General features: G+C 38.0%; 21 protein-coding genes. 10 read left to right on the plus strand and 11 right to left on the minus strand.

Annotated elements, in window-relative coordinates; translation table 11 throughout:
- Positions 1-6 precede the first annotated feature (6 nt).
- The 7 genes from DEU40_RS17980 (at position 7) to nhaA (ending at position 9,202) form a co-directional block, all read left to right on the plus strand.
- Complete coding sequence (locus DEU40_RS17980; protein ID WP_110011117.1) at positions 7-366, plus strand: response regulator transcription factor; 360 nt, start codon at positions 7-9, stop codon at positions 364-366.
- Positions 367-434: 68 nt separating this feature from the next.
- Positions 435-2,321 (plus strand): AMP-binding protein, encoded by a 1,887-nt coding sequence (locus DEU40_RS17985; protein WP_110011143.1) that lies wholly within the window; start codon positions 435-437, stop codon positions 2,319-2,321.
- 62 nt (positions 2,322-2,383) lie between these two features.
- Entirely contained in the window at positions 2,384-4,291 is a 1,908-nt protein-coding gene (acs, locus tag DEU40_RS17990) for an acetate--CoA ligase (protein ID WP_110011118.1), read from the plus strand.
- A gap of 196 nt (positions 4,292-4,487) precedes the next feature.
- Positions 4,488-4,766 carry a hypothetical protein gene (locus DEU40_RS17995; protein WP_110011119.1) on the plus strand — a complete coding sequence of 93 codons (279 nt, stop codon included), beginning with the start codon at positions 4,488-4,490 and terminating at the stop codon, positions 4,764-4,766.
- Positions 4,767-5,334: 568 nt separating this feature from the next.
- Positions 5,335-5,700, plus strand: coding sequence for a hypothetical protein (locus DEU40_RS18000; protein WP_110011120.1), 366 nt, complete (start codon positions 5,335-5,337; stop codon positions 5,698-5,700).
- 110 nt (positions 5,701-5,810) lie between these two features.
- A complete protein-coding gene (locus DEU40_RS18005; RefSeq protein WP_110011121.1) occupies positions 5,811-8,021 on the plus strand; it encodes a RelA/SpoT family protein in 2,211 nt (736 codons plus the stop codon).
- Between the two features lie 2 nt (positions 8,022-8,023).
- Positions 8,024-9,202 carry a Na+/H+ antiporter NhaA gene (gene nhaA, locus DEU40_RS18010; RefSeq protein ID WP_110011122.1) on the plus strand — a complete coding sequence of 393 codons (1,179 nt, stop codon included), beginning with the start codon at positions 8,024-8,026 and terminating at the stop codon, positions 9,200-9,202.
- Here nhaA and DEU40_RS18015 read toward each other — a convergent pair.
- Positions 9,199-10,212, minus strand: coding sequence for a YihY/virulence factor BrkB family protein (locus DEU40_RS18015; RefSeq protein WP_110011123.1), 1,014 nt, complete (start codon positions 10,210-10,212; stop codon positions 9,199-9,201). The genes nhaA and DEU40_RS18015 overlap by 4 nt on opposite strands.
- Before the next feature lie 303 nt (positions 10,213-10,515).
- Between DEU40_RS18015 and DEU40_RS18020 the strand changes: the two genes are divergently transcribed.
- Positions 10,516-10,989, plus strand: a complete 474-nt coding sequence (locus tag DEU40_RS18020; protein WP_110011124.1) for a 23S rRNA (pseudouridine(1915)-N(3))-methyltransferase RlmH — start codon at positions 10,516-10,518, stop codon at positions 10,987-10,989.
- 188 nt (positions 10,990-11,177) lie between these two features.
- Here the strand turns inward: DEU40_RS18020 and DEU40_RS18025 are convergent, their stop codons facing one another.
- The 4 genes from DEU40_RS18025 to DEU40_RS18040 form a co-directional block, all read right to left on the minus strand.
- On the minus strand, positions 11,178-11,630 hold the full coding sequence (locus DEU40_RS18025) for a tRNA (cytidine(34)-2'-O)-methyltransferase (RefSeq protein WP_110011125.1): 453 nt from the start codon (positions 11,628-11,630) through the stop codon (positions 11,178-11,180).
- 69 nt (positions 11,631-11,699) lie between these two features.
- Positions 11,700-12,512 carry a tetratricopeptide repeat protein gene (locus DEU40_RS18030; protein WP_110011126.1) on the minus strand — a complete coding sequence of 271 codons (813 nt, stop codon included), beginning with the start codon at positions 12,510-12,512 and terminating at the stop codon, positions 11,700-11,702.
- A complete protein-coding gene (locus DEU40_RS18035) occupies positions 12,509-13,075 on the minus strand; it encodes a phosphatase PAP2 family protein (RefSeq protein WP_110011127.1) in 567 nt (188 codons plus the stop codon). The genes DEU40_RS18030 and DEU40_RS18035 overlap by 4 nt, the downstream gene beginning before the upstream one ends.
- 2 nt (positions 13,076-13,077) lie before the next feature.
- Entirely contained in the window at positions 13,078-13,422 is a 345-nt protein-coding gene (locus DEU40_RS18040; RefSeq protein ID WP_110011128.1) for a twin-arginine translocase TatA/TatE family subunit, read from the minus strand.
- Between the two features lie 401 nt (positions 13,423-13,823).
- On the opposite strand from DEU40_RS18040, the gene DEU40_RS18045 reads away from it, so the two are divergent.
- A complete protein-coding gene (locus DEU40_RS18045; protein ID WP_110011129.1) occupies positions 13,824-14,771 on the plus strand; it encodes a hypothetical protein in 948 nt (315 codons plus the stop codon).
- 75 nt (positions 14,772-14,846) lie between these two features.
- Here the strand turns inward: DEU40_RS18045 and DEU40_RS18050 are convergent, their stop codons facing one another.
- From DEU40_RS18050 to secD, 3 genes are all read right to left on the minus strand, one after another.
- Positions 14,847-15,650 carry an arylamine N-acetyltransferase family protein gene (locus tag DEU40_RS18050; RefSeq protein ID WP_171006222.1) on the minus strand — a complete coding sequence of 268 codons (804 nt, stop codon included), beginning with the start codon at positions 15,648-15,650 and terminating at the stop codon, positions 14,847-14,849.
- 89 nt (positions 15,651-15,739) lie between these two features.
- Positions 15,740-16,999 carry a TCR/Tet family MFS transporter gene (locus DEU40_RS18055; RefSeq protein WP_110011131.1) on the minus strand — a complete coding sequence of 420 codons (1,260 nt, stop codon included), beginning with the start codon at positions 16,997-16,999 and terminating at the stop codon, positions 15,740-15,742.
- A 186-nt stretch (positions 17,000-17,185) separates the two neighbouring features.
- The gene (gene secD / locus DEU40_RS18060) at positions 17,186-20,095 is read right to left on the minus strand and encodes a protein translocase subunit SecD (RefSeq protein WP_110011132.1); all 2,910 of its coding nucleotides are present in this window, start codon (positions 20,093-20,095) and stop codon (positions 17,186-17,188) included.
- A 216-nt stretch (positions 20,096-20,311) separates the two neighbouring features.
- On the opposite strand from secD, the gene DEU40_RS18065 reads away from it, so the two are divergent.
- Complete coding sequence (locus DEU40_RS18065; protein ID WP_110011133.1) at positions 20,312-21,679, plus strand: PQQ-dependent sugar dehydrogenase; 1,368 nt, start codon at positions 20,312-20,314, stop codon at positions 21,677-21,679.
- Positions 21,680-21,975: 296 nt separating this feature from the next.
- Here DEU40_RS18065 and hemN read toward each other — a convergent pair whose 3' ends face one another.
- The 3 genes from hemN to DEU40_RS18080 form a co-directional block, all read right to left on the minus strand.
- On the minus strand, positions 21,976-23,334 hold the full coding sequence (gene hemN / locus DEU40_RS18070; protein WP_110011134.1) for an oxygen-independent coproporphyrinogen III oxidase: 1,359 nt from the start codon (positions 23,332-23,334) through the stop codon (positions 21,976-21,978).
- Positions 23,335-23,510: 176 nt separating this feature from the next.
- A complete protein-coding gene (locus tag DEU40_RS18075; RefSeq protein WP_110011135.1) occupies positions 23,511-24,524 on the minus strand; it encodes a WD40/YVTN/BNR-like repeat-containing protein in 1,014 nt (337 codons plus the stop codon).
- Positions 24,525-24,572: 48 nt separating this feature from the next.
- Positions 24,573-26,090, minus strand: coding sequence for an amino acid permease (locus DEU40_RS18080; RefSeq protein WP_110011136.1), 1,518 nt, complete (start codon positions 26,088-26,090; stop codon positions 24,573-24,575).
- Positions 26,091-26,451 lie beyond the last annotated feature (361 nt).

Below are 26,451 nucleotides of genomic sequence, written 5' to 3' on the forward strand. Positions count from 1 at the left end.
CTTCTTATGAGAAAGATAATCATTGCGGATGACGAACACAAAATATTGATGTCGTTGGAATACAGCTTTAAGAAAAACGGATATGATGTTTATATTGCCCGTGACGGAATGGAAGTCCTTGACTTTCTGAAAACCATGGTTCCGGATGTGATTCTTCTCGATATCATGATGCCCAATCTGGACGGCTACAGCACGCTCGATCTCATTAAGCAGGACGAAAAACTAAAGGATACTAAAGTCATCTTTCTGAGTGCCAAAAACAATCCAAGAGATATTGAAAAAGGATTGGAAATGGGAGCTGATGCTTACGTTACCAAACCCTACTCGATTAAGAAACTGATGCAGCAGATTGAGGAGATGTTTTAAGAGATCGCTTCGCCTTCGGCCGCAATGACATGCAGACACTAAACACAACTATTGACCTTGATATTGATATGAATACAGATACCTTATTTAAACAAAGCATAGAAAACAAAGAAGATTTCTGGAAAAAACAAGCAGAAGAAATCAAATGGTTTGAATTTCCGCAGCAGATTCTTTCCAATGGTGAGAACGATTACCCACAGTGGTTTTCTGACGGAAAGCTCAATATGTGCTACTTATGCATTGACAGACACATTGAAGACGGTTTTGGTGATCAGGTTGCGATCGTTTATGATTCTCCTGTAACCCATCAGAAGAAAACCTACACATTTCATCAGGCAAAAGAGGAAATAGCAAAACTGGCAGGAGGATTGGTTTCTTTAGGACTAAAAAAAGGAGACACAGCCGTTATTTATATGCCTATGATTCCTCAGACACTTTTTGCCATGCTGGCATGCGCAAGAATCGGGGTGATTCACAATGTGGTTTTCGGAGGCTTTGCTCCTCATGAGCTTGTTGTCAGAATTGATGACTGCAAACCGAAAGTTTTAATCACAGCCACAGCCGGTGTGGAAATTGCAAAGAGAATCCCCTATCTGCCGCTGGTAGAAAAAGCGATCGAGCTGGCTCAGGACAAAGTAGACAATATCGTTGTATACAACAGAAAATTAGTAGATAATCAGGATGAGATGTTTGAAGGTCTTATTGATTATGAAGAACTGGTAGAAAAATCAGCTCCTGCGGACTGCGTTTCTGTAGAATCTACTCATCCGCTTTACCTGCTTTACACCTCAGGAACTACCGGAAAACCTAAAGGGATCGTTCGTGATACAGGAGGTTATGCCACGGCATTACAATTCTCAATGACTTATGTCTATGGTGTAGAACCGGGAGAAACGTATTGGGCTGCTTCAGACTTCGGATGGGCGGTTGGCCATAGCTTTTCCGTATACGGACCCTTAATCAACAGGAACACGACCATTATTTTTGAAGGGAAACCCATCATGACTCCTGATGCAGGAACTTTCTGGAGAATTATCTCAGAATATAAAGTTTCGGTGATGTTTACAGCCCCTACTGCTATCAGAGCTATTAAAAAAGAAGATCCGAACGGAGAGCTGGTAAAAAGATACGATTTAACCCATTTTAAAAAACAGTTTCTCGCTGGTGAAAGATGCGATGTTGCCACTTTGGACTGGTTTGCAGAACATATCGGTGTTCCTGCAATAGACCATTGGTGGCAGACAGAATCCGGCTGGCCAATGCTGGGGTTGTTGACTCATGATGAAAATTATCAGATCAAAAGGGCCTCTGCAGGAAAGCCTGTTCCGGGATATGACATTAAAATATTTGATGAAAACGGTTACGAACTCAATCCTCACCGTGAAGGTTATCTGGTGATCAAACTGCCCCTCCCACCTGGCGCCATGCTTGGAATATGGAAAGACTACGCCCGTTTTGAAAGCAGTTATCTGTCTCAGTATAAAGGGTATTATTTTTCGGGAGACGGTGCTATTCAGGATGAAGACGGTTATATTTTCATTACAGGAAGAGTGGATGATGTGATCAATGTAGCAGGACACAGGCTTTCGACCTCCGAAATGGAAGAAATTGTTTCCTCACATCCTGATGTTGCCGAATGCGCTGTTGTAGGCATTGATGATGATTTAAAAGGACAGGTTCCTTTTGCTACGGTGGTTTTGAAAAACGGCTCGGCGATTTCTGAAGAAGATATTGAAAAAGACATCGTTCAGATGGTTCGCAACAAAATCGGAGCAGTTGCTTTTTTAAAAAATGTAATGGTTGTCAAACGTTTACCCAAGACGAGATCCGGAAAAATTTTAAGAAAGCTGATCCGGACACTGCTGGACGGTAAAGATTTTCAGATTCCATCTACCATTGATGATGAAAAAATCATTGAAGAAATCCAGGAAAAAATCCAGGTTTATAGAGCTTAAACGGGAAATTAAACATAAATTTAAAAATATAATAAATTCAAATTTCAAAAAACGAAAGGGATATGAGAAATTACTTAATAGAAGATTTACCACAATATTTTGAAGACTATAAGAAGTCTATCAAAAATCCTAAAAAATTCTGGGATAAAGTTGCAGATCAAAACTTCGTGTGGTATCAGAGATGGAACAAGGTTGTTAAGTACGACATGAATGAAGCGAAGATCACCTGGTTTAAAAATGCGAAACTCAATATTACCAAAAACTGTCTCGACAGACATCTTACCATAAGAGGGGAAAAAACAGCAATCATCTGGGAACCCAATGATCCTAAGGAAGAAGCACAGCATATTTCTTACAACGAATTATACACCCGGGTGAATAAAACGGCCAATGTTTTGCGCGATATGGGTATTGAAAAAGGAGACAGGGTCTGCATTTATCTTCCTATGATTCCTGAGCTGGCTGTTACGATGCTTGCCTGTGCAAAACTGGGAGCTGTACATTCTGTTATTTTTGCAGGATTCTCAGCTTCAGCAGTGGCTTCAAGGGTCAACGACTGTGAAGCCAAAATGGTTATCACATCGGACGGAAGCTACAGAGGCAATAAGGTTCTGGATCTGAAAAGCATTGTAGACGATGCGCTGGAAAAAACGCCGACCGTGGAGAAAGTTCTTGTTGTAAAAAGAACTCACAACGAAATTAAAATGAAAGAAGGAAGAGATTACTGGATGGCCAATCTGTATGAAAAAGCTTCTCCTGATTTCGTTACTGTCATTATGGATTCTGAAGATCCTCTTTTTATTTTATATACTTCCGGATCTACAGGAAAACCAAAAGGAATGCTGCACACCTGCGCCGGGTATATGGTGTACACCGCATATACTTTTAAAAATGTATTCAATTATAAAGAAAATGATATTTATTGGTGTACGGCAGATATCGGGTGGATCACCGGACACTCCTATATTCTTTACGGGCCGCTGCTGAATGGTGCTACTACAGTGATTTTTGAAGGCGTTCCTACTTACCCGGAACCGGACCGTTTCTGGGAAGTGATTGAAAAACACAAGATCACTCAGTTTTATACGGCACCTACTGCGATCCGTTCTTTAGCAAAAGAAAGTACGGAATGGGTAGACAAACATGATCTGAGCTCCCTGAAAGTCATTGGCTCAGTAGGTGAACCTATCAATGATGAAGCATGGCACTGGTTCAATGACCATGTCGGGAAGAAAAAATGTCCGATTGTAGACACATGGTGGCAAACGGAAACAGGAGGAATCATGATTTCACCGCTTCCTTTTGTAACGCCTACAAAACCTACTTACGCTACCCTTCCTTTACCAGGTGTACAACCTGTTCTGATGGATGATAAGCGCAATGAAATCACAGGAAATCAAGTGACAGGAAATCTTTGTATCCGTTTTCCATGGCCCGGAATCGCAAGAACCATCTGGGGTGACCATCAGAGATATAAAGAAACTTATTTTACAGCTTTCCCTGGAAAATATTTTACAGGAGACGGAGCTTTGAGGGATGAAGTGGGCTATTACAGAATTACCGGGCGTGTAGATGATGTAATTATCGTTTCAGGGCATAATCTTGGGACAGCTCCTATTGAAGACAGCATCAACCAGCATCCGGCTGTTGCAGAATCCGCCATTGTAGGTTACCCTCATGACATCAAAGGAAATGCGCTGTATGGCTATGTAATGCTTAAAGAAACCGGAGAAGGACGTGATAAGGAAAATCTTAAAAAGGAGATCAATCAGTTAATTTCGGATCAGATCGGACCCATTGCGAAACTGGATAAGATACAGTTCGTTTCCGGGCTTCCGAAAACCCGTTCCGGAAAGATCATGCGTAGAATCCTGAGAAAAATTGCAGAAGGTGACTTCAGTAACTTCGGAGACATCAGTACACTTTTAAATCCTGAAATTGTAGAGGAAATCAAAAACGAAAGAATTTAATTAATCATTATTTAACCAATAGTGGGCCCCGGAATTTATTTCGGGGCTTTTTTCAAGTGACTTTAATTACAAGTTTTTATAACTTTAATTTGTAATTTGCAACTATTTAATACTAACAATAGTGAATAAGAAAATACCAATTCTATTAGGCTTTGTATCTGTGATACTACTTTACTTATATTATGGGGGAAATTACATGGATAATAGAGGAAAAAAAAATTTCAATCAATTTGATAAAATGTCTATAAATGATACTATTCTGGATTTGAATGAATTTTCAAGAGGCGTAAAACTGCATTTTAAGAATAATGAAGTTATCTTTTACCCTTTAACAAGTACACTTAATGAAAATAATATTTTCTTTTTAACTGCTAAAAAAGGAGATAAAGTTCTAAAAAAAACTTTTCAAGATACACAAACATTAGAACAAAAAGATGGAAACATTTTAAAGTATACATTTATGAAATTTAAGTAACCCTGTTAACGAACGAATCCTTTCGTTTGGAACTTATACTACCAAGTCAATATCGATTTGATATACGGATTCAGAATAATAAAGAGCTGCTGTTAAAAATATTAGATCATTAAAAAAGAAAATTTTTATAAATTCAATCTGATGTTTTGATCTATGGCTTTAAACCACCCGAGAATATATCCTTATGGTGCCTATGAAAAAGATAAGCAGATTTGGTTGCATTGGTATGAGAAAAATAAATGTAATAATATACAATTTAAACAAGACTGAACCTGTTGCACAAAGTCTCCCAACTTTGCGCAGATAATAAAAAGACCCCGCAAGTTGTGAAGTTTTTTGTTTATGGTCTTCTGTCTTCAAATGCAAAATAAAGCGAAAGAGGCATCAAGGTTTTAAAAACACACACATTATCCAATTTTTAAAATTAAACACCCGTTCAATAATTATTCTTAAACATTACCTATATCTATTGAAAACCAAATATTAATTAACAAATTATATTGACTCAAATGCAATGATAATCAGAAAATTATTAGTAACTTTAATGGGAACTTAAAACCAATTAACTATGTCACATATATTAGCTGGAGTATTTGGTCATCACAGCGACTACAAAAAACTGGAAAGTGATCTGGAAAATTCAGGATTTGAAAACTCAGATTATATTGTATACCTTACTGATGGTTCCGGTAATTCTCAATTTCTGGCAAGTGTTACCGTAAATGACCTTAATCAGATTGATCTTGCACGTAATGCATTTATTCAGAATGCAGCATTGAAATCCTATTTATTTGAAAATATGAAGATCAATGAAACCAATTATGATACCATCAAAAAATATATTGATGCAAGAAACAGAGCAGAAATCCACAGCAGCCCTGATATTAAAATCAAAACGTCAAGTGACGGTATGAATTCTGAAGTGAAATTCTAATCGATATAAAATCTAATAGCCGGAGATCCGTAGTGTTATACTGCGGATCTTTTATGTTTGAAAAAAGTAAAAAATTTCGTATTTTCGTCTAATTATAGGCATGTGCACAAATGAGCTACGATTTAGAACAAGAGAATAAAGAGATCCTTGCCAGATATAAGGACCTGATCTCTAATACATACAGAACATTGGATGAGGAAAATAACAAGCTCATCCGAAAGGCATTCGATATCGCGTTGGATGCCCACAAGGATCAAAGGAGAAAATCCGGAGAACCTTACATCTACCACCCTATTGCTGTTGCTAAAATTGTAGCAACAGAGATTGGGCTGGGTGCTACTTCTATTGCCTGTGCACTTCTGCACGATGTGATTGAAGATTCTGATTATACTTACGAAGACCTGAAAAAAATATTCGGAGAAAAGATTGCCAATATCGTGAATGGACTGACGAAAATTTCCATCATGAACCACCAGAATATCTCTGTGCAGTCTGAAAACTACAGAAAACTCTTACTGACATTATCTGAGGATTTCAGAGTGATTCTGATTAAAATTGCAGACCGTCTCCATAATATGAGGACGCTGGAAAGCATGGCTCCTGATAAGCAGAAAAAAATTGCTTCGGAAACAGTGTATATCTATGCTCCCATGGCTCACCGTCTTGGATTGTATAATATCAAATCCGAGCTGGAAGATCTTTCTTTAAAGTATAATAATCCCGAAGTCTATAACGAGATCACGGAGAAATTGGAACTGGCTAAGGAAAGCCGTGAAAGGTATATTGAAGAATTTAAGAAGGAAGTATCCGAAAGGCTTCATGAAGAAGGCTTAAACTTTAAAATCAAAGGCCGCGCGAAAGCTATTTCTTCCATCTACAGAAAAATGCTGAAACAGGGAGTTTCCTTTGAAGAGGTTTTTGACAACTACGCCATCAGAATTATTTATAAATCGGATGCGAAAAATGAAAAATTCCTGGCCTGGAAAATTTACTCTATCGTTACGGATGTATACCACAGTAACCCTTCCAGAATGCGTGACTGGATTACCCAGCCCCGTTCTACAGGATATGAAAGTTTACATTTAACGGTTTTAGGCCCTGATAAAAAATGGATTGAAGTACAGATCCGTTCCGAAAGAATGGATGAAATTGCTGAGAAAGGGGTTGCCGCACACTATAAATACAAAGAAGGTTACAAACAGAGTTCTGATGACAGAAATTTTGAAAAATGGGTAACTGAGATCCGTGAAGTACTGGAACAGCAGCAGAATCTTTCCACCTCGGAGCTTCTGGATAACATTAAGCTTAACTTATATTCCAAAGAAGTATTTGTCTTTACGCCAAAAGGAGAAATTAAAATCCTTCCGACTAATGCTACCGCTCTGGATTTTGCCTTCTCTGTTCACTCCGATCTGGGAATGAAATGCTTAGGTGCCAAGATCAATGGAAAACTGGTTCCTATTTCCTACATCCTTCAAAACGGAGATCAGGTAGACATCCTGTCTTCTCAGAACCAGAAACCTAAATCGGACTGGCTGGAATTTGTTGTGACATCTAAGGCCAAATCCAAGATTAAAAGTTATCTGAACTCTCAGAAAAACCAATTGGTGGAAGAAGGAAAAGAAATTTTGCAGAGAAAACTTCGTCATGCGAAAATTAATTTTAATGATGATGAAATTAATAAACTTCAGAAGTTCTTTAATTTAAAATCCTCCCAGGAGCTCTTCCTTAAATTCCAAAGTAATGAACTGGATGTAAGCAGCCTGAGAAAATATATAGAAAGTAAAAACGTATTCAACAACTTACTTTCAAGATTCAGAAAATCGCCCAATAAAAATCTGCATTTTGACGAGCCGAAAGAGGAAAACCTGGACATGATTGTGTTTGGGAAGGATGAAGAGAAACTTAACTACACGTATGCAAAATGCTGTACCGTGATTCCGGGAGACAAAATCTTCGGATTCATAACAATTTCAGACGGAATCAAGGTACACAGTGACAACTGTCCGAATGCGATCAATCTGAGGGCACAGTACGATTACCGTGTCATTCCTGCCAAGTGGGTGAATGCGGAAAGCTTCAAAAACAGAGTAAAAATTGAAATTGAAGGACTTGACAGAATGGGGATGATCAATGATATCACGACTGTCATCAGCGGAAGTATGGGGATGGACATGAAAAGTATGTCTATTGAATCCAACAATGGTGTTTTCACAGGAAATATCAACCTCGAAGTCAAAAATAAAGGTCAGTTGGAAGAGACCTTTAAAAAACTTAAAAATATTAATGGTGTTTCCAGAGTGAGACGGGTACAATCGTAAACATGAATTTATCTCTTTATTTTAAAAAATTTTTCAACAACAGTCAGTCCTCAGGAATTATTCTTATTTTCTGTGTACTTATTTCATTGCTTATTGCCAATTCGTCTGCGGCGGAGAACTTTCAGCATTTTTTAGACAAAGTGGTGGGAACGCATCTTTTTGGATTGGAATATCCTGTCAGCATCTGGATCAATGATGGTCTGATGGCAGTTTTCTTCCTTCTGGTTGGCCTTGAAATAAAACGGGAATTGGTAGAAGGTGAGCTTTCTTCTTTTAAAAATGCCTCCCTTCCTATTTTTGCAGCAGTAGGCGGAATGCTTATTCCCGCCGTTATCTACAGTATTTTCAATACAGGAACGGAATACAGCAATGGCTGGGGAATCCCTATGGCAACTGATATTGCCTTTTCTCTGGCTATCATTTCGATGCTAGGTAAAAAGATTCCCAATTCTATCAAGATATTTTTGGCAGCATTAGCTATTGTAGACGATCTGGGAGCGATTCTTGTGATTGCTATTTTCTATACAGAACAAATTCACTGGAGCTATCTCCTGCTATCCTTTGGGGTAACAGCCTTACTTTTTATTTTAAACTTTTTAAAAGTAACCAAAACTATATTTTATATCATTCCGGGACTGTTTTTATGGTATTTCCTTCATCATTCCGGAATTCATGCGACGATAGCAGGTGTTTTACTGGCATTTTCCATTCCTACCAATGCTTCGAATGTAGAAATCTCACCTTTGGAAAAACTGGAGCATCAGCTTCATATTCCGGTAAGTTTTCTAATTATGCCAATATTTGCTTTAACGAATACGAATATCACTTTTTCCAGTGAAATGGTGGCAGGAGTTACAAGTACTTTAGGACTGGGAATTATCTGTGGATTGGTTCTAGGTAAACTGATCGGGATCAATTTGTTTTCATTGATTGCTATTAAATTAAAACTCAGTTCCCTGCCTCAAAACAGTAACTGGCTTCAGATGATTGGTGTAGGATTGTTAGCCGGAATCGGGTTTACCATGTCTATTTTTATTGCATTGCTTTCTTTCAAAGGAGAAATTCCTATCCAGGACGAAGCGAAGTTTGCGATTCTTATTGCATCCTTTATTGCTGCTATTGCCGGATTTACCATACTGAGCATAAGCTCAAAAGAAAACCCTGAACTGGAAGAGAATTAATCTTTCTTCCGGTTCTCCAATTTTCTTTTGTGTTCCTCATCACTATCAAAGTCAGGTTCAGTAACCTGAGCATGATATTCTGAGGCTTCTTTCTTTATCTCATCAGACAGCAGCTTTTCTATTCTGAGTTTTCGGATCGCCATATTCAGCTCATTTCCGAATAACAGGAGATATACATTGACATTTACCCAAACCATCAGTAGAATCATACTGCCAATGGATCCGTAAAGAACATTATACCGGGCGATATCCTTTACATAAATGGCAAAAATATACGTTGTAACCACAAACAATACTGTAGTCAGAATAGCTCCCGGAACCGCTTGTCGGAATCTTGTAATCTTCACAGTGCCCAGCCAGTAAAATAAGGTCAGAAGTATAAAATAAAAAAGCGGAAAAGAAACAAATCCGATAATTTTAGAAAGGTTATCTACCAGCCAGGTTACATCATAAGCCGGCGTAAAAAGTTTCATCACGACCTCGGCATAATACACCCCGAACAGCGTTAAAAAAACGATGGTAATAAAGCCTATCGTAATAAAAAATGACAGGATAAACTCTTTTACGTCACTTAATTTTTCATCTGTATTTTCATTAAATCCGTTGATCAGGGAAAATGTACCGTTCGTTGCAAAAACAAGAGCCAGAAGAATGGTCAGGTTACTGATTCCTTTCATATTTGGTATGATATTGCTTACAATGTATCCTTTCACGTCTCCTTCCATGTTGGATGGAAAAACATTATGCATCAACACATCAAAAATATAGAACTGAAGTTCATCATACAGCGGCATATGAGGCAGTACAGAAAGCAAAAACAGAATAAACGGAAACAGACTTATGGTAAAACTCCACGAAATAGCAGCCGCTTTTCTCCCTATTTTGCCTTTAAAAATCCCGGAGATATAAATCTGAAACATCTGCCAAAGTGATATTCCCAAAACAGGAATATGGATGCTGTCAAAAAAATCTTGAATCTTTAAAATAAATTTAGGAACCTTTACACTCATCGATCTGTTTGTCTTTATACAAAGGTAGGGGAATTAAATTAAATGGGAAAAGATAGGTGGCAGATATTAGGTAGCAGGTGGCAGGTTTTAGGGATCAGGCATTAGGGATTAGGGATTTGAGAGTGGGAGAATTTGAGAGTTTAACGTTGAGAGTCAAAGGTTCATGATAACCCGCAACTAATATAACCTACAACTCGAATCCCGAAACCCGAAACAAATAACCTTGAATCCCGAAACTGCAACCCCAAAACCGGCAACAAATTAACCGGGAAACCCTATCTTTGCCCTTTGAAACTTCTTACAATGCGAATCAGCTTACTTTGTATCGGAAAAACAGATGATAAGGAAATTACCTCTTTAATCAATTATTATCTCAACCGTTTACCCAAACACTGGAATTTTGAAATTACAGAAATTCCGGATGTGAAAAATGCCAAAAACCTATCCCCAGACCTTCTTAAAAAGGAAGAAGCTAAATTATTCTTAAACCATATTGACAAAAACGATCTGGTGGTGATTCTTGATGAAAAAGGAAAACAGTTTACCAGCCGCGAGTTTTCACAGAAAATTGACACCTGGATGAATTCTTCTGTCAAGAAAGTACATATTCTGATCGGAGGCGCTTATGGCTTCGCCGAAGAAATCTACAGCAGAGCCAATGAAAAAATGTCTTTATCCAAAATGACTTTTACCCATCAGATGATCCGTCTGTTTATTGTAGAACAGCTTTACCGCGCTGACCAGATTTTGCAGGGTAAACCTTATCATAACGATTAAAACAAAAGGTATTATCTCAAAAGTCAAATAATTGTTTTTTTGTCATTGACTACGTCGAATCTTCGATTTCTGACCAAGGAAGAATCTCATTGACAAACAGAAGCATGAGATTCTTTATTACATTTCTGAACTACGTTCGCAGACTTTCAGCCTGTGTTCAGAATGACATTTCTGAAACAACCTCTTTTTTATTTCATACTGATCTGCCTCTTGGCTTCACCCACCACAAAAGCAACGGAATTGGCAATATTAAAGCTCCTGATGAGTTTTGACATAGGAATGGTCAGATGATTTTCAAAACGGTCCAGAACCTCTTTACTCAATCCTACACTCTCCTTTCCGAAAACCAGCCAGTCTCCGTCCTGAAAATCAGTTTCAAGATATGATTTTTCGGCATGGGAGCTCATTAAAAAAACCCGTGACCTGTCAGGGATTGTACTGATCCATTCATCCACATCTGCATATTCAGAAACATCCAGATGCACCCAATAGTCTAATCCGGAACGCTTCAGGTTTTTATCATTAATTACAAATCCAAACGGATGAACCAGGTGTAATCTGCTTTCGGTTCCTACACACAATCTTCCGATATTTCCTGTATTATTGGGTATTTCGGGCTCTACAAGAACAATATTCAACATCTCTTTCTATCTCTTTATTTGTTTTAGTGTGGATTTATTTTAATGATTTGGCAGAATATTTTTTTAAATTTATTTCTTTACACATTTAGCATAAGAATCACTGAGGATGGCTTTTTCATAGCCTAAAGCCACTGCTTTATCCAGGTTTTCACAGGCTTCCTTAAGTTTGGAGGTGTCCAGGAGAATTATGGCTTTGCTTACATAAGACTGGGCAAATTTCGGATCTATGGAAATTGCTTTATTAGCATCTGCCAGCGCTTCCTTATATTTTTTCATTTTAAAATAGACGTCTGATCTTCCGTTATAAAGTAATGATTCCGGTTTTTCAGCAAGAAGTTGATTATAATCTTTCAACGCTCCATCCAGGTCACCATTATTTTTTTTCAGATTGGCAAGCCCTGTTTTTGCAAAAATGTTGTCCGGAGCGAAAGTGAGAATCTGATTAAGATCTTTAATGGCAAGATCTTTTTTCCCCTGGCTGTCGTATATTTTGGAACGGGTAAGATACAAATCTGCTGTTTCAGGATTTACTTTGAGTCCTTTCTCTACATATTCCAATGCCTTTACTTTGTTTCCTTTCTGGCTGTAAAGCGATGACAGATTCACATATACAGAAATTGACATAGGGTTTGCTTTTAAAGCAGAATCATAAGACTTAAAAGCCTGAGTCGTTTTTCCAAGTCTTCTCTGAGCTGTTCCGAGGTAATCGTAATATTCAGATTGAAATTTTTGGATCTGTTCTTTTTCTGCCAGTTTTAAATACTGTTCTTCTGCACACTTATAATCAGCTTTTTGGAAACATTCTTCCGCCAGTTTTTTATTCTGGGCATAGAAATGAAGAGCGAAAAAGAGGGAAATTACTGCTGGTAAAGTTTTTTTCATGAGTTTATAGTTTGTTTGTTGATCACTTTTTTGGCGAGTGCACCAAATATCACTCCCAATAAAGATCCAACAAACGCCCCCACCAAAATATCTATCGGGAAATGCACTCCTAAATATATCCGGCTGTAGGAAACCACCAGAGCCCATACAAATATAGCATATGGAAACCATTTAAGCTTATTTTTTAATAAAATACTTAAAAAGGATGCCAAAAAGAATGTATTGGAAGCATGAGCAGAATAAAAACCATATTGCCCACCGCATTTCACGATTCTCATATGATGTTCCAGTGTAGGGTCATGACAGGGTCTCAACCTTGCTACACCATATTTGAAAACACTGGCCAGCTGATCAGAAACCGTCGCACCGATGGCCAGAAATATAAGGATAAAAACTAATGATCTTAGTTGATGGTTTTTGTATAAAAAATAAAGAAATATAATATAGAGAGGTACCCAGATCCAGGTACTTGAAATCAGCATCCAAAACTGATCAAAAGATGAATCTCCCAAATTATTAAGGTAAAGAAATACCTTCTTATCTTCCTGAATGATTTCCTCCATGATTATCTGCTTACAGGTCCTTCATAAGTCTCATCATCTGCAGGCTTTGGTTTTGGCGGCTCATTGGAAGCAACAGAAGAAGAAGGTTCCGTCAGAATATCTTTTTGAATATCATTCATCGGATTGAAATCTTTTGCAGCATCTTTTACCTTCTCAATCTCACGTTTGATTTCAGAAACAGGATTATCTGTTTCTTTCATAATTTCAGTTTTAATATCTTCCACTGCTCCACGCATCTTTCTTACGCCTGCACCTAAGTCACGCGCAATCTGGGGCAGCTTATCCGGACCGAATAATACAACGATTGCAATGGCAATGAGTGCCATTTCTCCAATGCTTAATTCCATGGCGTAAAATTACGAAAGATTATTGCATTTATGGACTGTAAACTAAAAATTTAAACAAATTTTAAGATTTTATAATGAAGTTCAGGATTCAAAGTTCAAGGTTTAAGGTTTAATGTTTTTTAGACGGATTGCGGGTTTCGCGATTATTTTGGTGCAGGTTGCTTGGTAGCGAGTTTTTGGTGTTGTTACGAGGGCGAGTTGCGGGTTCTTTTTATTCCTGTTTACCCACAAACTTGAACTTAGAACTCTGAACCCTCAAACTCTTCCACTCTCAAACTCTCAAACGTAGCTCCTAACACCTGCAACCTCCACTTATTAATTAACAAATATTTAATTCAAAACAATGAGAATTAAATAATATTTATGTATATTTATAATACACAACCAAATCAATATTAATTATGAAAAAACTAGTAACTACTTTTAAAGTTTTTGCCGTGTTATCGGTAATGGTACTTCACAGCTGCCGGAATGAAAACAATGAGGTGAACCAGCAGGAAACCATTCAGGCTAAGGTAACCGTAGACGATCTGAAAAAAGAGATCACTCCTTCTTCTTCCCAGATGGTTCCTGAAGCAGTACAACATCAGTTGAATGAGTCCGGCAAAAATCTCGAAACCTATTTAAAAAATGATTTACAGATTACCGGAGTAACGGTGCTGGGAAAAATTTCAACCCAACAGGGTGTTGAACTTTCCAAAAGCCTTATTACGGATCAAAATCAGTTCATTGCTTCCGGGAACATAATGGATCCATCCTCTGTAAAAATCGGAAAAATCGGAGATTTGTATACCGGAGAGGATCTGACAACTGCACAACAAGGATTAAAAGAAGCCATCACCGAAGAAGTAAAACCGGGCACTCAGGTTATGGAAGTAACATGGAACGGAAAAAGCGGAAAATTTACCACATTGTGTTTTTATGGGGACTCAGGAATTATCTGGGACAATATCTTCGGAGGTCTTGTGATGATGGATACCCGGGGAAATTCAGAAACATCTGACAGCGAAGCTTCAAAAGTAGCTTCTACATGGTATAAACAGTGGTGGACAGCCAATTGGCTTTGGGGTTCTAAACGAGGTGAAGCCGGATATAAGATTACCATTTATTATTCAGGATCCACCGTTTCCAATGCAGATGTAAGTGATTGGGGATACATCAGCTTAGGAAAAGCGAAAAGTGAGAGTAAAATTATAAAAAGAACAGGTGCCTACGGACAATGCCGTTATGCCCTTGGACTTTGTACTCCTACAGGTTCTTTAAGCTTTAATTCCACTAATTTCTCTGTGTCATTCTCCGGATTGGGCAGCAATATTGTAAGTAACGGGACAAAATCCCTTTATCCATAGTTATTTTCATAAAAATCAGATTTTAATCAAAACGGGAAGCTCAGTGAGCTTCCCGTTTATTATATTTTATAAGTCTTACCAGATTTTGACTTTTGACTTTAGTGCTTCTATTGCATTTTCTTTAAGGCCGAAAGTATTCATCAGTATTTCATAAAGCTGTACATCATTTTCTATCGCTACAGCTTCTTTTTCACCATCGCCGGAGCGTATATTCAGCACGTGATCCGTATAGGTATAGCGGGCATTTTCATCTACTTTTGAAAGAATCAGTCTGTTTTTAAAATGGGAATCCGGATGGGTAGACAGATACCAGTTGGAAATATCCAGATCAATAAGTTCTACATGCTCAGGAATAAACCGGTACACCGGAAGCCACTGCTCTTTCGACATCCAGAGTGTATAGGTTTCTTCCTTGTGGGAAAGTTTAAATATTCCGTTGGGTGTTTGCTGCTGATCTTCTTTATTTAAAAGTATGGGTGAAGTAAGCGTAGCTGTTCCAAATCCGCAATCTACCACATATTGATCACCATCAAAATCCACAATAAGCAAGAGATGAGTCTGTGCCGCCATACTGTCTTCCTGCCTTCCCCACACTACCCTTCCAAGCTGAAGCTTTACATTGAAACCTAATGTTTTTAAAACTTCACTTAAAAGCAGATTTTGTTCATAGCAATATCCGCCTCTGGATTCGATCACCAGTTTTCTGAAAACATCATCTAACTTTAAAGAAGGAACCGTGCCTGTATAAGGATCAATATTCTCAAAGGGTATATGTTTCGGATGAAGCTGATGGATCCTTTTTAATGTTTCCATGCTCAATTCAGGAGTTCCGGAGAAATGAATCCGTTCCAAATACTTTTCCAGATCTGATGTATTCATAATTTGGTTTTTTGTTTCAAAATACATAAAAAAGACTTGTAAAATTATTGAAAGATAACCCGAAAATCAATTATAGCTCATCAATAGAACTATGACTTATGAAAATCCTTTTCCGAGGTTACATCAACTAAATTTTTATTTTTTTTCTGAAAAGCAGAATACGTAATCACAACACTTACTGCCATTAAAATAAAGGCTAAAAAGAAAGGTGCCCCTGAAAATTTGAATGGTGCTTCATCATGCGTGAAATAGTAAAACAAGTTCGTCATCATCGGAGGTCCGATAATGGATGTAGCACTCATTAAGCTCGTTAATGCCCCCTGAAGTTCTCCCTGTTCATTAGAGGGAACACTTTTCGTGATAACAGACTGTAAAGCCGGTCCACAGATTCCTCCTAAACAGTAAGGAACGAGAAACACAAACATCATCCAGCCTTCTGAAGCAAACGCAAACAACAGCATTCCTACAGCATAGAAAGCCAATCCGTAATAAATACTTTTCTGCTCTCCCAGCCTGGGTGTTGTATATCTGATAAGCCCGCCCTGTACAAGACCTACCAGCAAACCTACTACTCCCAATGAGATTCCTACCATTCTTTCTGTCCAACTGAACTTATACATGGTAAAGAAACTCCAGTTACTCTGTACAGCATGGCCTGCAATATAAATTAATATCAACGAAACAATAAGACCGGAAATCTCAGGATGTTTCCCCAGAAATTTAAATGAACCTATTGGATTAGCCCGTTTCCAGTCGAATTCTCTTCTTTTATCTTTATCAAGACTTTCAGGAAGGATAAAATAACCGTAAAGGAAATTAAGTAAACATAGGCCTGCCGCAGCATAGAAAGGAACTCTTGCTCCATAATGCCCGAGAACTCCGCCCAGAACCGGCCCAATGATAAATCCAAGACCAAAGGCTGCCCCTATCAGTCCAAAATTCTTGGCACGGTCTTCATCAGTGGAAATATCGGCAATATAAGCACTGGCAGTAGTGACACTTGCTCCCGTAATCCCTGCAATGATTCTTCCTAAAAACAGCCACCAGATCGTGGGAGCCAGCGCAAGGAAAATATAATCTACTGCAAATCCGAAAAGAGAGATCAGAATGATGGGTCTTCGTCCGTATTTGTCACTGAGATTTCCGACTAACGGAGAGAATATAAATTGGGTAAATGCATAGGCAAATCCGAGCCAGCCACCATATTTTGCGGCTTCACTAATATCTGCATGAATAAGTTCCTCAATTAATTTGGGAACAACAGGAATGATGATCCCCCATCCTGTAATATCGATCAGTAAAGTAATAAATATGAAGCCTATAGCTGCTTTTTTCTTTGAATTTTCCATGATGGTGCAAAATTAATCAAATCTGAAAAATAATGATTCTAAATTATGATATGAATAGTTAATATGATTATTAAAAAAAAGTAAAGCCAACATGATCATGAATAGCTGCTCGTGATTTTTTGACTTTAACTTTAAAAAAAGGCCGTCTCTCTCGAAACGGCCCTTACTAATTTATTGTAGTTTGTATTACTTTGAAGCAAGTTCTTCTTTTGCAGAAGTGGACTTTCCATGTACCTCTTCTTCTTTTCCTGTTTTAAGGAAGTCGTAAGCAATTGCAGACGCAATAAAGATGGATGAGTAAGTACCGAATCCAATACCGATTAACATCGCAAACATGAATCCTCTCAAGTTATCTCCACCGAAAATGAAGATCGCAAGGATCACCAGAATCGTTGTAAATGAGGTGTTGAATGTTCTACCCAATGTACTTGAAATAGAGTCATCAAACAGACCTGCCAATGTTAAAGATTTTTTCTCTCTCAGGTATTCTCTAATTCTGTCGAAGATAATTACCGTATCGTTGATTGAGTAACCCAACACAGTAAGAATTGCAGCGATGAAATCCTGGTTGATCTCCATGTTGAACGGCATATATTTGTGAAGCAATGAATAGGCTCCTAAAATAATTACCGCATCGTGGAATAATGCAGCAACCGCTCCAAGAGAGAACTGCCATTTTCTAAATCTTACAAGAATATAGATGAAGATCATTGCTAATGCCGCTAATACTGCATAGATACCGTGAGTCTGGATATCATCAGCCACAGAAGGTCCTACTTTCTCAGAAGAAATGATTCCTGCGTGGTCTTTATCAGCAGATTTGAAATCTTTCAATGTCGTTCCTGCCGGTAAGTTTGATTTTAAACCTTCGAATAATTTCTGTTCGATAATCTGGTCAGCCTTTAAAGATTCATCTTCGATAAGGTAATCTGTAGAGATCTTTAATTGTTTGTTGTTTCCGAAAGTTTTAGCTTCTACAGAAGAGTTTTTACCATCTTCAGTTTTGAATAATGCTACTAATTTTTCTTCAACATCTTCAGCTTTTACATCTTTATCAAATCTAACGACATAGTTTCTACCACCGGTAAAGTCGATACCGTATTTGAAACCGTGTGTTGCGATAGAAATAATACATACAACTGTAAGAACAGCAGAAACGATGTAAGCATATTTTCTCTTTCCGATGAAATCGATCCATGTATTTCTGAACAGGTTCTTCGTTGCCGGAGTCCATACAGAAAGTCCTTTTCCTTTATTTAATCTTGAGAAGATCATTACTCTTGAAAGCAATACAGACGTGAATAATGTCATTAAGATACCGATCATCAACGTCAATGCAAAACCTTTAATAGGCCCTGTTCCGAAGAAGAACAATACAACTGCCGTTAGGAAAGTCGTAGTGTGGCCGTCAATAATCGCGTTTAATGCATGTTTGAAACCATCTTTGTAAGCTTCAAGAATACTTTTCCCGGCGAATAATTCTTCTTTGGTTCTTTCGTAAATGATAACGTTCGTATCGACCGCCACTGCCATCGTAAGAACGATACCTGCGATACCTGGAAGCGTAAGCGTAAAGTCTCCCGAATCCATAATACCGAAAATATAGAATAAGTTGATCACCATCGCAATTACCGCGTAAACCCCAGCTCCACCGTAGTAGAAAATGATATAAACAATGATAATCGCAAATGCAATGATGAACGACATTAAACCAGAATCAATAGCCTCTTGTCCTAAAGATGGACCTACAACCGTAGCCTGAACTACTTTTGCACCTGCAGGTAATTTACCGGCACCTAACACGTCTACCAGTTCTTTAGCTTCTTCCTGAGAGAAGTTACCAGAGATCTGGGTTCTACCGTTAGGGATAGCATTAACAACGTTAGGAGCTGTGTATACTCTGTTATCAAGAGTTACAGCAACTGGTTTTCCAACGTTTTTCTCGGTTAATGTTTTCCATTCTTTTGCTCCTTTAGAGTCCATCTGCATATCTACCACTACTCTGCTTAGTTCATCGTAGCTGATGTTTGCAGTTTCAACAGCACCGTCTACCGGAGCTTTTTGGTTGATGTTACCTCTGATCGCATACAATACTAAACTTTCAGTATCGGTAGCTTCAGGCTTGTAACCCCACATGAACTGTGTATATTTAATGTTAGCCGGACGTAAAGACTGACCTACTTTGCTGTTTAAGATTTTGTTTACAACAGCAGTATCGGATAATTTTACATTGGCAACACCATTTGTTCTTAATTTGTCAAGCTGTAAAAGGCTCATGAAGTTCACATTCTTTGCAACTCCCATAGAATCTCCTTTTGTAGCAACCATAGTTGTCAAAGTCTGGAAATAAGGTGCAATTTCAGGAACCTGCTGTACTTCCCAGAACTGAAGTTTTGCAGAAGTCTGAAGCATTTTCTTCACTTTATCGATGTCCTTCATACCAGGCATTTCTACAGAAATTCTCGCAGTACCAGGTACTCTCTGAACGTTTGGCTGGATCGCTCCAAGCTTATCAATTCTCGTTCTGATTACCTCGAAAGCGGTTCCTACAGATGCATCGATTTTTCTTTTAACAATGCTTTTCACCTGATCATCAGGTGTATTGTACTTCACTTCAGTAAGCGTTGTGTTTCCGAAAATTTCGGGATCTGCCAACTTCAGGTTGGTACCTTTAGCTTTGTTAATTACATCGAACTGCTCGAAGAAGTTGTCGATGTAAGGTTTGGTAGAATTCTTCTGTGCTTCATCAGTTTTGTTTAAAGCCTCAATAAGAACAGGATTTGTAGAATAATTAGTTAAATCATTCACAAGATCTCTTTGGTTAATTTCCAAAAGAACGTTGATCCCTCCTTTCAGGTCAAGACCAAGTTTCATTTCCTTGTCTTTGGCTTTAGTGTAATAAAGTTTTGTGAATCCTAAGTTCAAAGTATCCTTAGAAAGTCTTGCGATTTCTTTCTGATACTTCTCCGGATTGTCTCCTGCAAAAGCAGTCGCCTGCTTTTCAATTTTGCTGGCGTACCATGTTGGTAATAGCTCGTTTAAGCAAATCAACCCTAGTACAATAGCGACAATTGTAATAAGTCCTTTTCCTTGCATTTTGTTATAACTACGTTAAATTAAGTCGGCAAATATAATGATTTTCTTGTATTTTATGAATTTTTAACAACAGAAATGGTTTATTTCCAGATATATTGGTGTGGTGATTTCTATTTAAGATTTAACAATTTTTTCATGCTATCATAATGAAGTCTTCAAAATCGATTGGTATAAAATTTTCATTTACTTTTCCAACACACTAACTCTCAAAATATTATGAAAAAATTACTTTTTTGCATCAGTGTTTTTTCTTCCTTAATTGTTAATTCTCAAAGCATTAATTTGGAAGAATTTGCCACAGGACTTACGAGTCCTGTAGAGATTACGAATGCCAATGACAGCCGTCTTTTTGTGGTTCAACAGAACGGTATCATTAAAATTATTCAACCCAATGGGACAATTAACGCTACCAATTTCCTCAATATCGGAACAAAGATCATTTTTGGCGGCGAAAGAGGTCTTCTCGGCCTTGCATTTCATCCTCAATACTCTGCTAACGGGTATTTTTTTGTGTACTACAACAACCCTTCGGGGAATATTATTGTTGCAAGATACAGTGTGAGTTCTACAGACCCAAACGTAGCAGATCCTGCTTCTGAAAAAATTCTGCTGAACATTCCCAAACCATTCGACAATCATAACGGAGGAAGTATTCATTTCGCTCCTGACGGAAAACTCTGGATTATCACCGGAGACGGAGGAAGCGGTGGTGACCCGAATAACAATGCTCAAAACAAAAATTCGCTGCTGGGGAAAATGTTGAGAATAGATGTAGATGCTACAGGCCCCTATAACATTCCTCCTGACAATCCTTTTGCAGGAGCCGGAGTGGATGGTGCAGACGAGATCTGGGCATACGGACTCAGAAATGCCTGGAAGTTTTCGTTTGATCTGACAACAGGAAACGCCATGATTGCAGATGTTGGCCAGGGAGCCATAGAAGAAATCAACAAAATGCCCATTACTACAGCCGGATTAAATTATGGCTGGCGATGTTATGAAGGGAATAATGCGTACAATACTGCAGGATGTGCCGCACAGTCCACCATGACCTTCCCTGTTGCCGTATACGACCATTCCGGTGGCAAATGTTCCATCACGGGCGGGTATGTCTACAGAGGAACGCAGTACCCGTCACTTCAGGGAAAATATTTTTTTGCCGATTACTGCTCTACCCAGATCGGAATTCTGGATAGCAATAATGCCATCACATGGACAACTCCTTATTCCGGAAATAACTTTTCCACTTTCGGAGAAGATTACCAAAAAGGATTGTACGTAGCTGCCGTAAACAGTGGAAAGATTTTTAAAGTAACCACAGGTACTTTGGGAACCCAGGAAAGTAGTCCGGGAACCATAAAAGTTTATCCAAATCCGGCTTCCAAAGAAGTTTTCATTGATGGGGTGAAAGATAAAAAAGCAACCCTGGAAATCATCAGTGCAGAGGGAAGAAAAGTGATGGAAACGGATCAGATTATTAATGGCAAAGGAATTAATATTTCAGGGATTCCTGCCGGAGTGTATTATATTAATCTGAAATCCGGGGAACTGAAATCATATAGTCAGAAATTGATTATCAAATAGTAATAGCAGGTTTTAAGCGCAGACGAAACGCTAAGGTTTTTACATTCTATGAAAAAGGATCGCAAAGGCTTTTCACTAAGCAAAAAGCATTGGATATTTCATAAACCATTAAGAAGGATTAAGCAGTAAAGCATCGTTAAGTTAAGATAAATCATTCTATTTTTAAGCTTAAAGCGAAGCTCATCTTAATACTCTAAACACCTTACTACAATCTTAATGTTTCAAAAAAGTTTAAACAAGTTCAAAATAAGCCCACGGGTCAATAAAAAAGCGGTTCAGAACTGAACCGCTTTTCCTTATATTGTCATGGAGAAAATCCTTGTTTCAGGTTTATTTCTCATCATTCTCAGGTCAAAAACCATGGCTACATTCCTTGTGAATGCTCTTCCGGCTTCTGTGATTTTAACTTCAGTTCCATTGATCTCAACCAAACCGTCATTTTCCATCTCTTTCAGCATTTCCAGTGCATTTTCAAGCTCAGGGAAAGAGTTGTTGATATCAAAAGTGGTTTCAAGCTGGCACATCAGATTCAGAATATGCCTTCTTACCGTAAGATCCTCTTCGCTCAGAACATGTCCTTTTACTACAGGAATTTCACCTTCTTCAACCATTTTCTGGTATTCTTCCACTGTTTTTATATTCTGGGCAAAAGCATACCATGAATCCGAAATAGCAGACATTCCAAGTCCTACCATCAGCTGGGTTTTGCTTGATGTATATCCCATGAAATTTCTGTGAAGTTTTTTATGAATCAGAGACTGATACAGATCATCATGCTCAAGAGAGAAGTGATCCATCCCAACCTCAATATATCCTAAATCCTGAAGAAGCTTTTTCCCATCTTCATACAAACGGCGTTTTTCTTCACCGCTTGGAAGATCATTTTCATCAAATCCTCTTTGTCCGACACCTTTCACCCATGGAACGTGGGCGTAAGAATAAAATGCAAGTCTATCCGGCTTCAGTTCCATTGTTTTTCTGATGGTATGTTCCATTGCTTCCCAATTCTGGTGTGGCAATCCGAAAACCAGATCATGGCTGATTCCTCTGTACCCTATTTCCTTTGCCCATTCTGTAACGTTTTTCACATTTTCAAAAGGCTGGATTCTGTTGATGGCTTTCTGAACTTTAGGATCGTAATCCTGAACTCCAAAGCTCACTCTTCTGAAACCAAGGTCGTATAAAGTCTGAAGATGTTCTTTCGTTGTATTGTTTGGATGTCCCTCGAAAGAAAATTCAGGATGCTCTGCAATATCCACTGATGAAAAGATCCCTTCCAGCAATGTTCTTAAATTTTCAGGTGAGAAGAACGTGGGTGTTCCTCCTCCAAGGTGCAATTCTTTCAGTTTAGGTCTTTCAGTGAAAAGATCAAGATATAATTTCCATTCTTTTAAAACACTTTCAAGATAAGGAACTTCAACACTGTGCTGTTTGGTGATACGCTTATGGCATGCACAAAACGTACACAATGCCTCACAAAAAGGCAAATGGATATAAATAGAAATTCCCTCCTCTGCATTGCTTTCATGAAAAGACCTGATTACGGTTTCCTTCCATTTTTCCGGTGAAAATGTTGATTCATCCCAATACGGAACGGTAGGATAAGAAGTGTAACGCGGTCCGGGAATATTATACTTATCTATTAAAGAGTTCATTGTGAAAATTAAATTTTATAAGGGTATGAAATTTAACATAATTAAAATTCATCTTACAAAATTAACCATTAGTTATGAATTTTAACCTATGAATTATATTAGGTTCTATTTTATAATGAGTCTAAATACGTATGATCAGGCTTTTGGCCAATAGTGATAAATTCTATTCCTGATATTTAAAATTTTAATTTCATCACCGCAATTTTGCTATTTCCTGCAAGAACCACTTTATTAGCATCAATCCACTGGCAGACAAAGAATCCTTTTTCGTCAGAAATCTTTTTCCAGGTCTTCCCAAAATCTGAAGAATAGCTGATATGTTTATCTCCTACGGCAATGATTTCTTTTCCTTTTGATCCCGGTTTAATTTTCACACAGGTTGTATATCCTGCGTTCTGCCCTGAAGCCTGAATCTGCCAGGTCTCGCCGGCATCAGTTGTGGTTGCGATATTATTGATATTAGCATCCTGTTTGGTATAATCTCCTCCTACTGCTATTCCGAAACGGTCTTCATAAAAATCGATGGAATACATTCCCTGAGAAGATTCTCCTTGTATGATTGGGGTATTGAACACTTCTATTTTATCATCTTTCAGGTTCATTCTTAAGATTCTTGAAGCTTTTCCTCCAGTCGCAATCCATAAGTATTTTTTAGAGGATGAAATATTGGTATTGCTGGCGGCAAAAGCAGCTTCGCCATCATTTAACGTTACATTATTTTTAAACATGTTCCATTTCCCATCCTTATATACTGCCAGTTTCAGCAGGTGATCTTTATCTGCGTCACTGAAGGTATAGGCAAGTTTATCATTCACAAAATGCAAAGCATCATAAAACGCTGTTTTTGCAGTATCTTTAAAAATCACCTGTGATTTCAGATCTTTTTTATCAATTTTGAAAAAACGTGCAGGACTTTCAATATTGATTGCATAGAAAGAAGTTTTATTCTGTCCTAGTGTTCTGAACTGAAGTTTTTCTTCAGATAGCCTGACCTGTTTCTGGTTTTTATAGTCTTTAAGATCTACAAACCCGAATTTGGAATCCGTACCGCTGTACCAGACCTTGTTATCATATAATTCCAGCGCTCTGATACTGATTTTATCGTTAAGAATGGTTTCAAGGCTTTCCACCTGCTGGGAAAACGCGGTAAGACCTACGGATAGGAATACAATGGAAAAAAGTTTTTTCATATACTGATATTGGGACAAAAAAAACCGCCGAAGCGGTTTATATTATTATTAATCCTGATTCTGATATTTTTCAGGGTTGTTAAGTTTACTGTTTGATTTTCCGTAAAGGAAGTATACCAAACCTCCTAAGAATAACCATACTGCAGAAAGTTCCAATGCATGGGCACTTAGGTTAAAAATCAAATATAGGTTGATAATTACTCCTAATGCCACTACGATTTTATAAGCAGGAACTTTGAAAGGTCTGATCAGATTAGGTTCTTTCTTTCTCATTACCCAAACTGCGATACAAACCAGTGTAAATGCAAACAGGGTTCCGAAACTTGTCATATCTGCCAATGTAGAAATTGGTGTAAATGCAGCGATTAAAGCTACTACAATTCCTAACAGGATAATTCCTTTGTAAGGTGTTTTTGTTTTTGGGTGAAGCTGTCCGAAGAATTTAGGAATCAACCCGTCTTTTGCCATACCGATGAAGATTCTGGACTGCCCCATCATCATTACCATTACAACAGAAATCAACCCTACGGTAGCAGCAATCGTTACGATATTACTCGCCCAGTGCTTTCCTGCAATTTCAAAAGCATACGCAACAGGCGCTTTGATGGCATCCGGATATCTTCCTTCAGGATTAAAGTCTGTATAATGCATCATCCCTGTCAATACAAGAGATACACAGATATACAATGCTGTACAGATCAATAGTGAAGCGATGATGGCGAAAGGTACATCTTTTTTAGGGTTAATAGCTTCTCCAGCCTGTGTAGAAACAGCATCAAAACCGATATAAGCAAAGAAAATAGCTGCTGCTCCGGAAATGATCCCTTTAATACCATATGCCGAGACCATATCGCCCTCGGAATTCTTGATCTTTATCGGATCCGGAATAAAAGGCTTCCAGTTTTTAACCCCATCTACAGCGTTATAAAGATCTGTATTTGAGAAGATGATATATACTCCGGCGATAATTACAAAGATAACCGCTGAAGTTTTCATTAAAACGATCAGGTTATTCGCTCCTGCTGCCTCTTTAGTTCCTTTTACCAATAATGCAGTAATCAAAAGAACAAGAATAAATGCAGGCAGGTTCATTGAAAAACCATCTCCTGTATAACTTGCCGGGTCTGATGTCAGATAGGCAGGCAAATGAATATTAAAAATCTTCAAAAATTTATTAAAATAACCGGACCAACTCACGGAGACGGCCATACTCGCCATCGCGTACTCGAGGATGAGACACCATCCCATGGCCCATGCAAAAATTTCTCCTACTGTTCCATATGCATAAGCATAAGCTGAACCCTCTACAGGAATAATGGATGCAAACTCTGCATAGCATAATGCAGCAAAAACGCAGGCGATCCCTGCAATGATAAAGGAAATGGCAAGTGCTGGTCCTGCGTGATAATAGGCTCCTGTTCCTGTAAGAACAAAGATTCCACCACCGATGATAGCACCTACTCCAATTGCTGTTAAACTCCATTTTCCAAGGACTTTTTTCAGCTCACTTTTCTTCATATCTGCCTCATAGGCACTTAGTGGCTTTTTAACCCAAATTTTCGACATGTTTTTTTATTTATTAAGGATTTACGAAAATATAAAAAATTTAGAAACTCTCACGTTAATCGTTAAAATTTCATCATTTATTTTACATTAAAGACTTTAAAAACCTGACCAGCACCTTATTCATAGTATTCTACAGACATGAAGTTTTCCTGTTCTGATTTTGATCCACAAAATCAGAAAGTCAGTAATAATACAAATATGCCGTAATCCGTAGTTTTATAAAAAAAATATTTGTAAGGATAAATAATGACGTTTATAGTTAAAAAACTACAGCGATTTGATGATGATCTGACAATTGCTTTAGAATCAGAAAAAATAGATTTTCTGATTAGGTATCACTTCCCCGTTGATTTTTCAAAAA

This window comes from Chryseobacterium sp. AG844 (assembly GCF_003182335.1).
GTDB lineage: Bacteria > Bacteroidota > Bacteroidia > Flavobacteriales > Weeksellaceae > Chryseobacterium > Chryseobacterium cupriresistens.